The 12,225-nt window shown below is 68.2% G+C and carries 12 protein-coding genes; 6 read left to right on the forward strand and 6 right to left on the reverse strand.

Annotation, left to right across the window (positions count from 1 at the left end; genetic code table 11):
- Positions 1-152: 152 nt before the first annotated feature.
- Positions 153-1,931, forward strand: coding sequence for an MFS transporter (locus ABGA94_RS07265; RefSeq protein ID WP_329845923.1), 1,779 nt, complete (start codon positions 153-155; stop codon positions 1,929-1,931).
- A gap of 50 nt (positions 1,932-1,981) precedes the next feature.
- On the opposite strand, the gene ABGA94_RS07270 is transcribed toward ABGA94_RS07265, so the two are convergent.
- The 6 genes from ABGA94_RS07270 to ABGA94_RS07295 all read right to left on the reverse strand — a co-directional run bounded on the left by ABGA94_RS07270 (position 1,982) and on the right by ABGA94_RS07295 (position 7,155).
- Positions 1,982-2,410 carry a hypothetical protein gene (locus tag ABGA94_RS07270; protein ID WP_138953555.1) on the reverse strand — a complete coding sequence of 143 codons (429 nt, stop codon included), beginning with the start codon at positions 2,408-2,410 and terminating at the stop codon, positions 1,982-1,984.
- 38 nt (positions 2,411-2,448) lie between these two features.
- Positions 2,449-3,000 carry an HdeD family acid-resistance protein gene (locus ABGA94_RS07275; RefSeq protein ID WP_329845924.1) on the reverse strand — a complete coding sequence of 184 codons (552 nt, stop codon included), beginning with the start codon at positions 2,998-3,000 and terminating at the stop codon, positions 2,449-2,451.
- Between the two features lie 58 nt (positions 3,001-3,058).
- Complete coding sequence (locus ABGA94_RS07280) at positions 3,059-3,748, reverse strand: ComF family protein (protein WP_095378216.1); 690 nt, start codon at positions 3,746-3,748, stop codon at positions 3,059-3,061.
- Positions 3,749-3,837: 89 nt separating this feature from the next.
- The gene (locus tag ABGA94_RS07285; RefSeq protein WP_134955864.1) at positions 3,838-5,007 is read right to left on the reverse strand and encodes an L-dopachrome tautomerase-related protein; all 1,170 of its coding nucleotides are present in this window, start codon (positions 5,005-5,007) and stop codon (positions 3,838-3,840) included.
- 145 nt (positions 5,008-5,152) lie between these two features.
- Complete coding sequence (locus ABGA94_RS07290; protein ID WP_375366856.1) at positions 5,153-6,478, reverse strand: chloride channel protein; 1,326 nt, start codon at positions 6,476-6,478, stop codon at positions 5,153-5,155.
- 368 nt (positions 6,479-6,846) lie between these two features.
- Positions 6,847-7,155 (reverse strand): hypothetical protein, encoded by a 309-nt coding sequence (locus ABGA94_RS07295; protein WP_005420123.1) that lies wholly within the window; start codon positions 7,153-7,155, stop codon positions 6,847-6,849.
- Positions 7,156-7,314: 159 nt separating this feature from the next.
- On the opposite strand from ABGA94_RS07295, the gene bioB reads away from it, so the two are divergent.
- From bioB to bioC, 5 genes are all read left to right on the forward strand, one after another.
- Positions 7,315-8,358 (forward strand): biotin synthase BioB, encoded by a 1,044-nt coding sequence (gene bioB / locus ABGA94_RS07300; RefSeq protein WP_134955862.1) that lies wholly within the window; start codon positions 7,315-7,317, stop codon positions 8,356-8,358.
- 67 nt (positions 8,359-8,425) lie between these two features.
- Positions 8,426-9,649: an 8-amino-7-oxononanoate synthase gene (gene bioF, locus ABGA94_RS07305; RefSeq protein WP_069138788.1), complete on the forward strand. Its 1,224-nt coding sequence runs from the start codon at positions 8,426-8,428 to the stop codon at positions 9,647-9,649.
- A gap of 18 nt (positions 9,650-9,667) precedes the next feature.
- Positions 9,668-10,447, forward strand: a complete 780-nt coding sequence (gene bioH / locus ABGA94_RS07310) for a pimeloyl-ACP methyl ester esterase BioH (protein ID WP_065177890.1) — start codon at positions 9,668-9,670, stop codon at positions 10,445-10,447.
- Between the two features lie 29 nt (positions 10,448-10,476).
- A complete protein-coding gene (locus ABGA94_RS07315) occupies positions 10,477-11,256 on the forward strand; it encodes an SDR family oxidoreductase (RefSeq protein ID WP_095378219.1) in 780 nt (259 codons plus the stop codon).
- Positions 11,257-11,268: 12 nt separating this feature from the next.
- Positions 11,269-12,153 (forward strand): malonyl-ACP O-methyltransferase BioC, encoded by an 885-nt coding sequence (gene bioC, locus ABGA94_RS07320; RefSeq protein ID WP_005420131.1) that lies wholly within the window; start codon positions 11,269-11,271, stop codon positions 12,151-12,153.
- The last annotated feature ends 72 nt before the right edge of the window (positions 12,154-12,225 follow it).

Raw genomic sequence — 12,225 nt, forward strand, 5'->3', positions numbered from 1 at the left:
GAGCCGAGCCATGCTCGGCTCACCGCACGAAGCGCGGCATGGGGAACCTCGATATCGGAACGGAAAGCAGCCGAGCATGGCTCGGCTCTACAGAATGCACTCTGCGACGAACCGCCGCCTGGCCTGGCCCGGCGCTACCACAGGAACTGCCGATGACTGCAAGCACCGCTCCGCGCTGGCCCGTACGTTACCTGCTCTTCATCGGCGGCCTCGGTGGACTGCTGTACGGCATCGACATCGGCATCATCGCCGGCGCCTTGCCCTATCTTGAAGCCACCGCCAGCCACGCCTGGCAGCTCAGCAGCCAGCAGCTCGGCTTCGTGGTGGCCGCGGTACTGCTGGGCAGCGTGCTGTCCTCGCTGTTCGCCGGCATGATCGCCGACCTGATCGGCCGCCGCGGCGCGATGCTGCTGGCCGGCCTGCTGTTCACCGCCTCGATTCCGATCATGGCACTGGCCTCCGGTTACACGCCGCTGCTGCTGGGCCGCCTGCTGCAGGGCATCAGTGGCGGTTTGATCGGTGTAGTGATTCCGCTGTACCTGGCTGAAGTGCTCAGCCCCGAGCGACGCGGGCGCGGCGCGGCGATGTTCCAGCTGCTGCTGACCATCGGCCTGGTGCTGGCCGCGCTGATCGGGCTGTACCACGCACATGCGGTGGATGCCGCCGCCGAGACCGTGCGCTCGCTGCCGCTGGCACAGCAGGCGCAGGAGCTGTTCACGGTGAAGGACCACGCCTGGCGCACCATCTTCTGGACCTGCCTGGCGCCGGGCCTGCTGTTCTGCGCCGGCATCTTCTGGCTGTCCGAATCACCACGCTGGCTGGTGCGCCGGGGCCGCATCGATGAAGCCCGCCGCAGCCTGCAGCGCGTACTGCCCGCTGCCGATGTGGAGCCCACCCTTGCGCAGATCCAGGCGCCGGAATCGAGCAGCAGCGACAGCAAGCGCGACCCGCTGCTCAGCCGCCGCTACGTGGTGCCGTTCCTGCTCGCCTGCGTGGTGCTGGCCTGCACCCAGGCCACCGGCATCAACTCGGTGCTGGCCTACGCGGTGAACATCCTCAACCAGGCCGGCCTGTCCGGTTCAGTGGCCAACGGCGCCGACGTGGCGATCAAGCTGCTCAATGCGGTGATGACCGTGGTCGCGTTGCTGCTGGTCGACCGCAAGGGCCGCAAGTTCCTGCTGATGCTCGGCAGCGGTGGTATCTGCGTGGCCCTGCTGGCAGCGGCCACGCTGTTCTTCCAGGCCGAGCGCGGTCGCGCTGATGTGCAGCCGCAGTTGCAGGCGGCGGTCAACGGCGATGGCCTGCAGCTGGTGCTGGATGAAGCCCAGTGGCAGCGCCTCGGTGCTGGCATCGACAGCGAGGGCCGGCCGCTGCAGCTGACCGTGTCGTACGCCTACGGCGACTTCACCAATGTGCGCGCCGTGCGCAGCGACAACCTGATTGATCGCGAACTGCGTATCGACCGCACCGGCACCGTACAGCCAGACAGCGTGATCGGCGCATTCTTCCGCAAGTTGCATCTGAACCCGTTCGCCGACCCCGCCAGTGCCGCGCAGGCGCCGCTGCGCGTCGAACAGGCCCGCATCGGCCCGGTGCCGCCGCCTGCACATGGCTGGTCGGTGGCCGCCTGCATCCTGGTATTCGTCGCGTTCTTCGCGGTCGGCCCCGGCGTGTGCGTGTGGCTGGCACTGTCGGAACTGATGCCGAACCGCATCCGCTCCAACGGCATGAGCATCGCACTGCTGATCAACCAGTTCGTGTCGACCACCATCGCCGCCATCTTCCTGCCCACGGTGGGCCACTACGGCTACGCCAGCATGTTCGTGTTCTGGGCGGCCTGCACCTTCGTATTTTTCCTGGTAGCCGCATTCTGGCTGCCGGAGACCAAGGGCAAGTCACTGGAGGAGATCGAGGCACGGTTCGCACGGTAGCGGTCGACCTTGGTCGACCTCCGCGTAGCGCGGGGATGTTGGCGCGCCCGTCACTGACCGGTGATGTGCTTCGCCAACGCCTGCGCCTCGGCGATGCTCGGCAGCCCGCTCAGCATCATCGACTCCCCGAACGGGCCCTGCACCGTCGCCACCATCAACACGCGGCCATCCACGCTGATCGCCGCTCGCTGGCCCACCAGTGCTTCGGTGCCATCGTGGATGCGCTGGTGCGCTTCGTGTCGAAAGCGGATCTGCAGGCCAGGTTGCTTGTCCTGATCCAGCACGTAGCGCACATCGGCAATGTCGGCGCTGCCGGCGATCGGTGGCTCGTGCAGGGCCAGGGTTTCGCCCTGCCACTGCGCCTGCCTGCCCTTGCCGTCCGCATCGACCGCGCTCAGGCGTACATCCACACCCGCGCGCGGTACGTGTCCCTCGACCGCCTGCACCGCGGGCGTGGCACCTGGCGTGCATCCGGCCATGGCCAGTGCCGCGCCCAGCAACAACGCAAGCGCCGTTCTCACTTCAGCTTCCGCAGCTTGAACGCCACCAGCACCTGCAGCAGGCCGTACAGCAGGCTGCCAATGCCGATCCACAGCGTGGTCACCGCCACGCCCGCGTACGGGTTGGCCGCGAACAGCAGGCCCAGCACCACCGCCAGCACGCCGCTGAGAATCAGCAGCCACTCACCCTGGATCTGCTTGCGCACGCGGATCGCGAATACGATGCGATAGATGCCTGCCACCAGCAGCCACGCCGCCAGGAACAGCACCAGCACGCTGGCCGTGGCCAGCGGATTGATGACCGCCAGGATGCCGAAACCCATCGAGGCGATGGCATACAGTGCCAGCCAGCCACGCGACGCGCCGCTGCCGCCGCTGACCAGTGCGAACAGGCTGATGACGCCTTCAACGATGGCCATCACGCCCAGCGTCCACGCCAATGCCATGGCGGCGGACAGCGGCCAGCCGATGGCGATGATGCCGAAGCCCAGCGCAACCAGCCCATACAGCAGCAGGATCCACCAGCTGCGACCCACCGCCGACAACAAGGGAGACAAGGGGGAATTCATGGCTACTCCTTCAGTCCAGTACCGGCCTCATCCTAGCCCCCGGCGATGAAGAGAGCGATCACGGCACGCGCGCGCAGACCCACACGCGCACTTCTTCTGCGCCTGTGCAGCGCAGTGTCTCGGCGATTTCCACCACCGTGCTGCCGGTAGTCATCACGTCGTCGACCACGGTCAGGCGCGTGGGCACCGGCCCATCGACATCGAACGCATCGAACAGGTTTTCCCTGCGTTGCTCGGCCGTTCGTTCGGACTGCGGTGCGGTATGCCGCCGCCGGTACAGCCCATGCCAGACCGGCAACGGCAGCAGCCGGCACAGCTCGGCGGCCTGGTTGTAGCCGCGTTGGCGCAGGCGGCGGCGGTGCAGGGGTACCGGCGCCAGTGGTGGGCATGACCAGGCGGGCGGTGCCCGCTGCATCAACTGCGCCAGCAGGCGGCCAGCCGCCAGGTCCTGATGGAACTTGTAGCGCACCAACAGTTGGTCCACTGGCGGCAGGTACAACAGGCTGGCATGGGTGGCCGTCTGCGGTGGCGCTTCCTCGCGGCAGCTGCCGCAGACGATCAGGGCGGCGTCCGGCAGCGGCAGCGCGCAACGCAGGCAGGCGCGGCCGGCCCAGGGTAGTTCGGCGAGGCAGGCGCGGCATAGGTCAAGGCCATCATGGCCTGGGTCGTCACAGACCAGGCAGCGCAATGGCAGCAGCAGGCGAAGCACGGCCTGCAGGCTCCAGGCGGCGGGGGTAAAGGCAGGCATACGTTGCAGCGTGAGCACCTCGATGGCGCGATGCCATCGGCTGTGTTCCCAGTGGGCCGTAGGAACTTTCACCGCTCTACCGGATCACTTCATCTCGTGGGCGCCGGCGCGGCATCCACCCGCGTGCGGTACACCATGTACGGCGCCTGCCGCCGATCAACGCCGCCATTGAATCCGGCTTGGCGGTGCAGCTGGTTGGCGGTGAAGTACAGATAGCCGTCCGGCCCCATCGACAACGTATCCGGCCACAGGATGCGCGGGTCGTGAACCACGGTCGTCCATCGCCCCTGCGCGTCGCGGGCATGGATCGCGTTGTGCTCGTAGTCGCTGGCATACAACCGCCCGTTGGCGTCCATCTCCATGCCATCGGAGGCGCCCTTGTCGCCGTGGTCGACCACCGCGGCCGCCAGTTCCGCTTCACTCACCTTCGGATCGCGCAGCAGCGCGGTCGGCACGCTGTACAGATGACGGCTGGACAAGGGCGTGTAGAACAGCGTGGCGCCATCGGGCGACAGGGCGATGCCATCGGCGGCCACGGTGAACGGCTGCGTCGAACCATCCGCGTTTCGCAGCCGCATCTGCTGCCCTTCCACGATCGGTACGAAGGTCGGGTCGGCTGACGTGGACACATGCCCGATCAGGCGCTTGGTGGCGCTACCGGTAGCGAGGTCGATCACGATGATGCCGCCGATACCGCTCAGCGACGAGTCGGTCACGTAGGCCACGCCCTCGCGGCCGACCCGGAAGTCGAAGCGCACATCGTTGACGTAGGTGCGCGCGTCGATGACGTTGGCCGGGAACACCAGTGTCCTGGCCACGGTATTGGTAGCCAGATCGATCGCCACCAGCTTGGCGCCACCGGCCTGCGGTGCGGAGAATGCGGGCGCTGCAGTGTCCAACACCCACAGCCGGCCCTGGCCATCGGCCACCACGCTCTGCACGCTGATGAAGTGTGCAGCCGGGTCGGCTCCGTCCGCGCTGTTGATGCGCGCATCCGGATAGGGTACGGCGCGGCCGTCGCGCCATTCGGCCACGCTGCAGCTCACGTCATCGCCCCAGCGCGGGAAGTTGACGAAGATGCGCCCGGTTTCAGATACCGCCACGCTGGTGGGCATGGCACCCTCGAGACGCGCCACCGGTTCGAGGGTACCGATGCTGCGCTCGCTGGGCAGCATGGGCGCGCCGGACATCGCCAGCGCGGGGGAACTGGCCAGGGCCAGGACGGCAGCCGCCAGGCTGCGGATACGAGTGTTGATCATGTTGCTCTCGATGCGGGTCCGGGTGCAGCCCCGGCGTGGACGCATCTTCTGCGGCGCACGCGGCATCGGGTAGACGGTGCAGCGCGGAATCAGCTTCACTACAGGAGTGAAGATCCGAGATGATTGGTCCTGTTGATCAAGGCAATCAGTGAGGCCTGTCAGCTGGCTCTGCTTTCGGCACCATCAACAGCTCCGCCAACCCACGGTAGATCGGCACGCGGCACACCAGCCCGGAAACGCCGCGCGCGATCAGCACCGTGGCCAGGATCGGCAGGAGCAGATCACCACTGTCGGTCAGCTCCAGCGAGATCACCGCCGAGGTCAGCGGGGCCTGGGTGACGCCGGTCAGGTAGGCACACATGCCCAGCAGCACGAACGCACGCGGATCCACGCCCGGCATCAACATCGCCAGGTTATGCCCAAGACCGGCACCGACCGCCAGCGCCGGCGAGAACAGGCCGCCGGGGATGCCCGCCACGTAGGACGCCAGATTCGCCAGCAGCTTCATCAGACCGAACTCGTGGCCCACCATCGCCTGCCCCTGCACGAGGCTGCGCGCCTGTTCGTAGCCGGTGCCGAATGCGCCTTCTCCGAACGCCAGGGCCAGCAGCACCACCACCAGCCCGCAGCCTGCGGCCAGCAACACGGGATGCCGCTGCCGCAGTTGCCCGAGCCAACGGGGGCGGCCCGCCGCACTGGCCAACACCGCGCGCGCGAACAATCCGCCCAGCAATCCGGCCACTGCGCCGCACAGCAGGATCGCCAGCCAGCCCTGGCCGAGCGGCAGGCGCGCACTCACATGGCCGAAGTAGGTGTAGTTGCCGAGCAGGCCCAGCGAGACCACGCCACCGACGATCACTGCGGTCAGCAGGGTGCCGGAGAAGCGATGCTCGAAGCGGCCGCTGAGCTCCTCGATGGCGAAGACGATGCCGGCCAGCGGTGTGTTGAACGCCGCCGCGATGCCGGCCGCGCCCCCGGCCAGCAGGAAGTGCGAGAGTTCGCGCGGGTCCTTGAAGCCGAACCAGCGGCCGAACAGGTACATCAGGCTCGCGCCCACATGCACGGTCGGGCCCTCGCGACCAACGGACGCGCCACCGAGCAGGGACAGCGAGGTCAGCAGCAGCTTGCCCGCCGAGACCGCGGGCGACAGGTTGGTCTTGCGGAAGGACTCGTCCGGCCTGTCCAGTGCGGCAATGACCTGCGGAATGCCACTGCCGCGGGTGGGTTTGAGCGCACCCGCGGTCAGCCAGGCCAGCAACGCGAAGATGCCGGGCGTGAGCAGCAGGGCCCACCACGGCGAGTGCGCGGTGATGCGCTGGAACAGATGGAAGGCCGCGTCGCTGGCCTTGGCAAACAGGATGGCCACCAGCGCTACGGCCACAGCACCGCCCCAGAGCGCGGCACGGCGGCGCCAGGCCTCGCTTAGGACCAGCGCGGTGATGCGGCCGCGGCGGCGATGGAGATCGGTCATGCAGGACAGCCTGGATGCGGCGGGTGCGAGCGGACAGCGGCTACTGTGGCCGAAGGCCTTGCAGGATGCGGTGAAATGCCTGGACACGGGCCGTCCCGACAACCTGCCCAATGCGCACACCGCCAGACGGGCAGGCGCTCCCGCCACCGGCGCTTTTTCACCCCGCGCTTCCAGTACACCGCGCGCAACCCGTTCGCGCACACGCTGGGCGTAGAAGACATCGGCAATGCCGGGGTGGCGCTGCGGGTCCAGCGACATCGCGTTCCCCACGATGCAGGCGATGTTCGGAACTGTCCATCGCAGTGGAAACGCAGTTGCGCATCGATCCGGGCGATGCCTCCATCGGTCAGCGCGGCGGTGCTTTGCCGCTACTGGTCGGTGAGAGGGACATCGCTGTCAGGACCTTCGTCCGTATCACGCAGGCAACCGTTTATCGCCAACAAGCGAACCAAGACATAGTGACCGAATGCTTCAAGTTCCTCCTTCGGCAGCATCGCCGGATCGAGCTCCCCCGCCGCGTAGTCCTTGAAGGTTACGAAGGTGTGATTCTTCCACTGCCCCGGCGCATCGGCCTGACGCAGATCATCCAGCACCACGCGCAGGCCGCCGTCAGGAAGTGCGGCCAGGCTGCACAGCACCGCGTCGCGGCGGATCGGATAGGACTGGTAGCTGTTCATGGCATGTACTCGCGCGTCCGTATGCAGCAATGAACTTACACCGTAGCGCCCATTCATGGCGGCCGCTCAATGTAAACTTTTCTATATAGAATCTGGTTGACAGCACTCACCCACCCACCCACACTGCCGCCCTCGCTCCACTCGTACCCAAGGTCCGCCATGGCTGCTGCCATCCGCCACGACTGGCAACACGACGAACTGCAGGCCCTGTTCGACCTGCCGTTGCCCGAGCTGCTGTTCCGCGCCGCGGCGGTCCACCGTGAGCACTTCGACCCGGCGCAGGTGCAGGTCTCCACGCTGCTGTCGGTGAAGACCGGAGGCTGCCCGGAAGACTGCGCGTACTGCCCTCAGGCGCAGCGCTACAGCACCGGGGTGAACGCGCAGAAGCTGATGGACAACGATGCGGTGCTGGCCAAGGCCCGCCAGGCCAAGGCCGCCGGTGCGTCGCGTTTCTGCATGGGTGCCGCGTGGCGATCACCGAAGGACCGCGACATCCCGAAGGTAGCGGCGATGATCGCCGGGGTGAAGGCGCTGGGCCTGGAGACCTGCGCCACGCTGGGCATGCTCAGTGGCGAACAGGCACGCGCGCTGAAGGACGCCGGCCTGGACTACTACAACCACAACCTCGACACCGCACCGGACTACTACGATTCGATCATCCACACGCGCCAGTACCAGGACCGCCTGGACACGCTGGAGCACGTGCGCGAGGCCGGCCTGAAGACCTGCTGCGGCGGCATTGTCGGCATGGGCGAGACGCGCGCGCAGCGCGTTGGCCTGCTGCTGGCGCTGGCCACGCTGCCGGCGCATCCCGATTCGGTGCCGATCAACAGGCTGGTGCAGGTGGCGGGCACCCCGCTGCATGGCAGTGCCGAGCTGGACCCGTTCGAGTTCGTGCGCATGATCGCGGTGGCACGCATCGCCATGCCGCGCTCGATGGTGCGGCTGTCGGCCGGGCGCGAAGCCATGAGTGACGAACTGCAGGCGCTGTGCTTCCTGGCCGGTGCCAATTCGATCTTCTACGGCGACAAGCTGCTGACCACCGGCAACCCGGAGAGTGAGCGCGACCTGGCCCTGTTTGCCCGGCTGGGACTGCAACCGATGGCGGTGCAGGTGGATGCCGAGGGCCACGATCACGGCGGTACAGTGCACGCCGACATCAGCGCCGATGCGCCCGGCTGCGGCTGCGCTCACGCGGCCTGAGACGGGGTACAAGCAGGCGTCGCGGCAACGCGCTACCCTAGCCGCCCCGTCGCCGCATTCAGCCGCCATGGCCCGCCCCGACCTGACCGCCCGCCTCCACGCCCAGCGCGCCCTGCGCGATGCCCAAGGCCGTCGCCGCACGCGGCGCACGGTCAACCGTCGTGATGGCGTCCGCCTGGAAGTGGACGGCCAGTGGCTGACCGGCTTCTGCAGCAATGATTACCTGGGCCTGGCCCAGCAGTTCAGCGTGGTCAACGCGCTGCAGGATGCCGCTGCACGCGAAGGCGCCGGCGCCGGTGCATCGCATCTGGTCTGCGGCCACCACGCCCTGCATGACGCGCTGGAGCGCGAAGTGGCGGAGTGGCTGGGCTACCCGCGCGCGCTGCTGTTCGGTAGTGGCTTCGCCGCCAACCTGGCCGTGCAGCAGGCACTGCTGAGCGAAGAGAGTGATGTCTGCGTGCAGGACAAGCTCAACCACGCCAGCCTCTTGGATGCGACGCGGCTGGCCGGTGCGCGCCTGCGCCGTTATCCGCACCTTGATGCCGAAGGCGCGATGCGCCAGCTCAAGCACGCGCCCGACGGCGCGGCGATGCTGGCCACCGATGGTGTCTTCAGCATGGATGGCGACATCGCACCGCTGCGTGCATTGTCGCTTGTGGCACGCCTGCAGCAAGCGCTGTTCTATGTGGACGATGCGCACGGCGTAGGCGTGGTCGGTGACGGCCGTGGTGCCGTGGCCGCCGCCGGGCTGGGCGTGGACGATGTGCCGCTGCAGCTGGTCACGCTGGGCAAGGCACTGGGCGGTTCCGGCGCGCTGGTGCTGGGCCGCGACGATCTGGTCGAGCACCTGGCTGAAACCGCACGCCCCTACATCTACACCACGGCGATGCCGCCACCGCTGGCCGCCGCTGCACTGGAAGCGGTGCGCCTGGCACGCCGTGACAACTGGCGCCGCTCGAAACTGACCGACCTGATCGCGCTGTTCCGCAGCGAGGCACGCCGCCATGGCCTGGACCTGATGGCTTCGGAAACGCCGATCCAACCGCTGCTGTGTGGTGACGATCACCGCGCCGTGGCGATGTCCAAGGCACTGGAGCAGGCTGGTTGGCTGGTCGGCGCGATCCGTCCGCCCACGGTGCCCGAAGGCAAGGCGCGCCTGCGTGTGACCCTGTCCGCCCTGCACACGCCGGAACAGGTGCGTGGCCTGGTGGCCGCGATCGCCAGCGCGCGCGATCGCGTGGATCTGGCGGTACGTGACGCCGCGCCACCGCCATTGCCTGTCTTTGCCTGAGCCTGCTGTCGTTTTCCCATGCATATCGACGTCACCGGCCAGGGGCCGGACCTGGTACTGATCCATGGCTGGGCCCTGCAGGGCGGTGTGTTCGCACCCTTGGTGCAGCGCCTGGCCGACCGGTTCACCCTGCATCTGGTTGATCTGCCGGGCCATGGCCACAGCCGCGAAGACACCACGCCGTTGCGCCTGCCGTTCGTGGTGAACGCCATTGCCGCGGCCACACCGCCGGCGGTGTGGTGCGGCTGGTCACTGGGCGGCCTGTTCGCACTGCACGCCGCCGCAACGCTTCCGAAAGTGCGCGGGCTGGCGATGATCGCGGCCACGCCGCGCTTCGTGCGCGGCCACGACTGGCCGCATGCGGTGGAGCCGGCGGTGTTCGAGCAGTTCGGGCGCGAGCTGGCGACCGATTTCGGTGGCACCCTGGAACGCTTCCTGGCGCTGGATGTGATGGGCTCGGCGCACGCCCGCGAGGAGCTGCGCACGCTGCGCCAACGCCTGGTTGAGCGCGGCGCGCCCACCGAACGGGCCCTGCTGGAAGGCCTGCGCCTGCTGGAAAGCACCGACCTGCGCGGCGCATTGCCAACACTGGGTAAACCCAGCCTGTGGATCGCCGGCCAGCGCGACCGGCTGGTGTCTCCGGCGGCGATGCAGGCCGCTGCGGCATTGGCCCCGGGTGCGCAGGCGCTGACCATCGCCCATGGCGGCCACGCGCCCTTCCTCGGCCATGCCGACGAGGTGGCCAGCGCCCTGCAACACTTCGTTGCCGGCCTGTCACCGGCCGATGGCGGACAATGAGCGCCTTCCTCATTCCACGGGATTGACGCATGGATCTGGGTATCAACGGCCGCTGGGCACTGGTCTGCGGCGCAAGCAAGGGCTTGGGCCTGGGCTGCGCGCGTGCGCTGGTGCGCGAGGGCGTCAACGTGGTGATCGTGGCCCGTGGCGAGGCTGCACTGCAGGTCGCTGCCGAAGAGCTGCGTGCACTGCCCGGTGCCGCTGAGGTGCGCGCGGTCGCCGCCGACATCACCACCGACGCCGGTGTTGCCGCGGCGCTGGCCGCGTGCCCGCAGGTGGACATCCTGGTCACCAATGCCGGTGGCCCGCCGCCAGGCGACTTCCGCACTTTCGAGCGCGACGACTGGATCGCCGCGCTCGACGCCAACATGCTGGCGCCGATCGCGCTGATCCGCGCCACCGTGGACGCGATGATTGCGCGTGGCTTCGGCCGCATCGTCAACATCACCTCGTCGGCGGTGAAAGCGCCGATCGACATCCTGGCGCTGTCCAACGGTGCACGCAGCGGCCTGACCGGTTTCGTCGCCGGCCTGTCGCGCCGCACCGTCGCGCACAACGTCACGATCAACAACCTGCTGCCCGGCCAGTTCGACACCGACCGCCTGCGCGCCAACTTCGCCCACACTGCGGGCAAGGACGGCGATGCCGGCGAAGTGGCCGAACGCCGCCGCCAGCAGATTCCCGCTGGCCGCTTCGGCACAGCGGACGAGTTCGGCGCCGCCTGCGCCTTCCTGTGCAGCGCACACACCGGTTACCTCACCGGGCAGAACCTGCTGATCGACGGCGGCGCATACCCCGGTACGTTCTAAGAGACTTTCGCAATGCCGTCCCACTTCGATGCCCGCCATGTCCGCCGCGCATTCGCGCGTGCCGCCACCAGTTACGACGCTGCCGCCGCCCTGCAGCGCGAGGTGCAGTCGCGGCTGATCGAATCGTTGGACTACCTGGAGGCACGCAAGCCCGAGGTGGTGCTGGACATCGGCGCGGGTACCGGCCACGCCAGCGCGTTGATGAAGAAGCGTTGGCCGAAGGCGCAGGTGATCGCGCTGGATGTGGCACTGCCGATGCTGGACCAGGCCAAGCGCCAGGCCGGCTGGTGGAAGCCGTTCCAACGCCTGTGCGGCGACGCCGCCGCGCTGCCGCTGGCCGACAACAGCGTGGACGTGATCTTCAGCAACCTGTGCCTGCAGTGGGTGGACGACCTGCCGGCGGTGTTCGCAGGCTTCCGTCGCGTGCTCAAGCCCGGTGGCCTGCTGCTGTGTTCCACCTTCGGCCCGGAAACCCTGATCGAACTCAACGAGGCCTTCGCGGCCGCCGATGACCGCCCGCACGTGAGCCGCTTCGCGCAGATCGCCCAGTTCGGCGATGCGCTGATGATGGCCGGCTTCCGCGACCCGGTGCTGGACCGCGATCTGTTCACCCTGACCTACGACGACCTGCCCTCGTTGATGCGCGAGCTGCGCGCGATGGGCGCGACCAATGCGCGGGTGGATCGCCGCCACACGCTGACCGGGCGTGGCCGTTTCGCTGCGGCGGCAGCGGCGTATGAACCGATGCGGCGCGCCGACGGCAAGCTGCCCAGCAGCTGGGAAGTGATCTATGCCCATGCCTGGGCACCGGACCCGGGCGCACCGATCCGCGAAGGCGGGCATGACGTGGCCTCAGTGCCGGTTTCGGCGATTCCGATCCGGCGCAAGCAGACCTGATCGTCTGGTAGTGCCGGCCGCTGGCCGGCAACCTCACGATTCCATGGTGGGCATCTGCCGGCCAGCGGCCGG

Source organism: Stenotrophomonas sp. 3diitr2024 (genome assembly GCF_042136455.1).
Classification (GTDB): domain Bacteria; phylum Pseudomonadota; class Gammaproteobacteria; order Xanthomonadales; family Xanthomonadaceae; genus Stenotrophomonas; species Stenotrophomonas sepilia.

Excerpts from the sequence above, each read along its gene's own strand:
- ABGA94_RS07275 (WP_329845924.1), bottom strand. The coding sequence starts at position 3,000 with ATGAATTCCCCCTTGTCTCCCTTGTTGTCGGCGGTGGGTCGCAGCTGG.
- bioC (WP_005420131.1), top strand. The coding sequence starts at position 11,269 with ATGCCGTCCCACTTCGATGCCCGCCATGTCCGCCGCGCATTCGCGCGT.
- ABGA94_RS07295 (WP_005420123.1), bottom strand. The coding sequence starts at position 7,155 with ATGAACAGCTACCAGTCCTATCCGATCCGCCGCGACGCGGTGCTGTGC.
- ABGA94_RS07270 (WP_138953555.1), bottom strand. The coding sequence starts at position 2,410 with ATGGCCGGATGCACGCCAGGTGCCACGCCCGCGGTGCAGGCGGTCGAG.
- bioF (WP_069138788.1), top strand. The coding sequence starts at position 8,426 with ATGGCCCGCCCCGACCTGACCGCCCGCCTCCACGCCCAGCGCGCCCTG.
- ABGA94_RS07280 (WP_095378216.1), bottom strand. The coding sequence starts at position 3,748 with ATGCCTGCCTTTACCCCCGCCGCCTGGAGCCTGCAGGCCGTGCTTCGC.
- bioB (WP_134955862.1), top strand. The coding sequence starts at position 7,315 with ATGGCTGCTGCCATCCGCCACGACTGGCAACACGACGAACTGCAGGCC.
- ABGA94_RS07285 (WP_134955864.1), bottom strand. The coding sequence starts at position 5,007 with ATGATCAACACTCGTATCCGCAGCCTGGCGGCTGCCGTCCTGGCCCTG.
- ABGA94_RS07265 (WP_329845923.1), top strand. The coding sequence starts at position 153 with ATGACTGCAAGCACCGCTCCGCGCTGGCCCGTACGTTACCTGCTCTTC.
- ABGA94_RS07315 (WP_095378219.1), top strand. The coding sequence starts at position 10,477 with ATGGATCTGGGTATCAACGGCCGCTGGGCACTGGTCTGCGGCGCAAGC.
- bioH (WP_065177890.1), top strand. The coding sequence starts at position 9,668 with ATGCATATCGACGTCACCGGCCAGGGGCCGGACCTGGTACTGATCCAT.
- ABGA94_RS07290 (WP_375366856.1), bottom strand. The coding sequence starts at position 6,478 with ATGACCGATCTCCATCGCCGCCGCGGCCGCATCACCGCGCTGGTCCTA.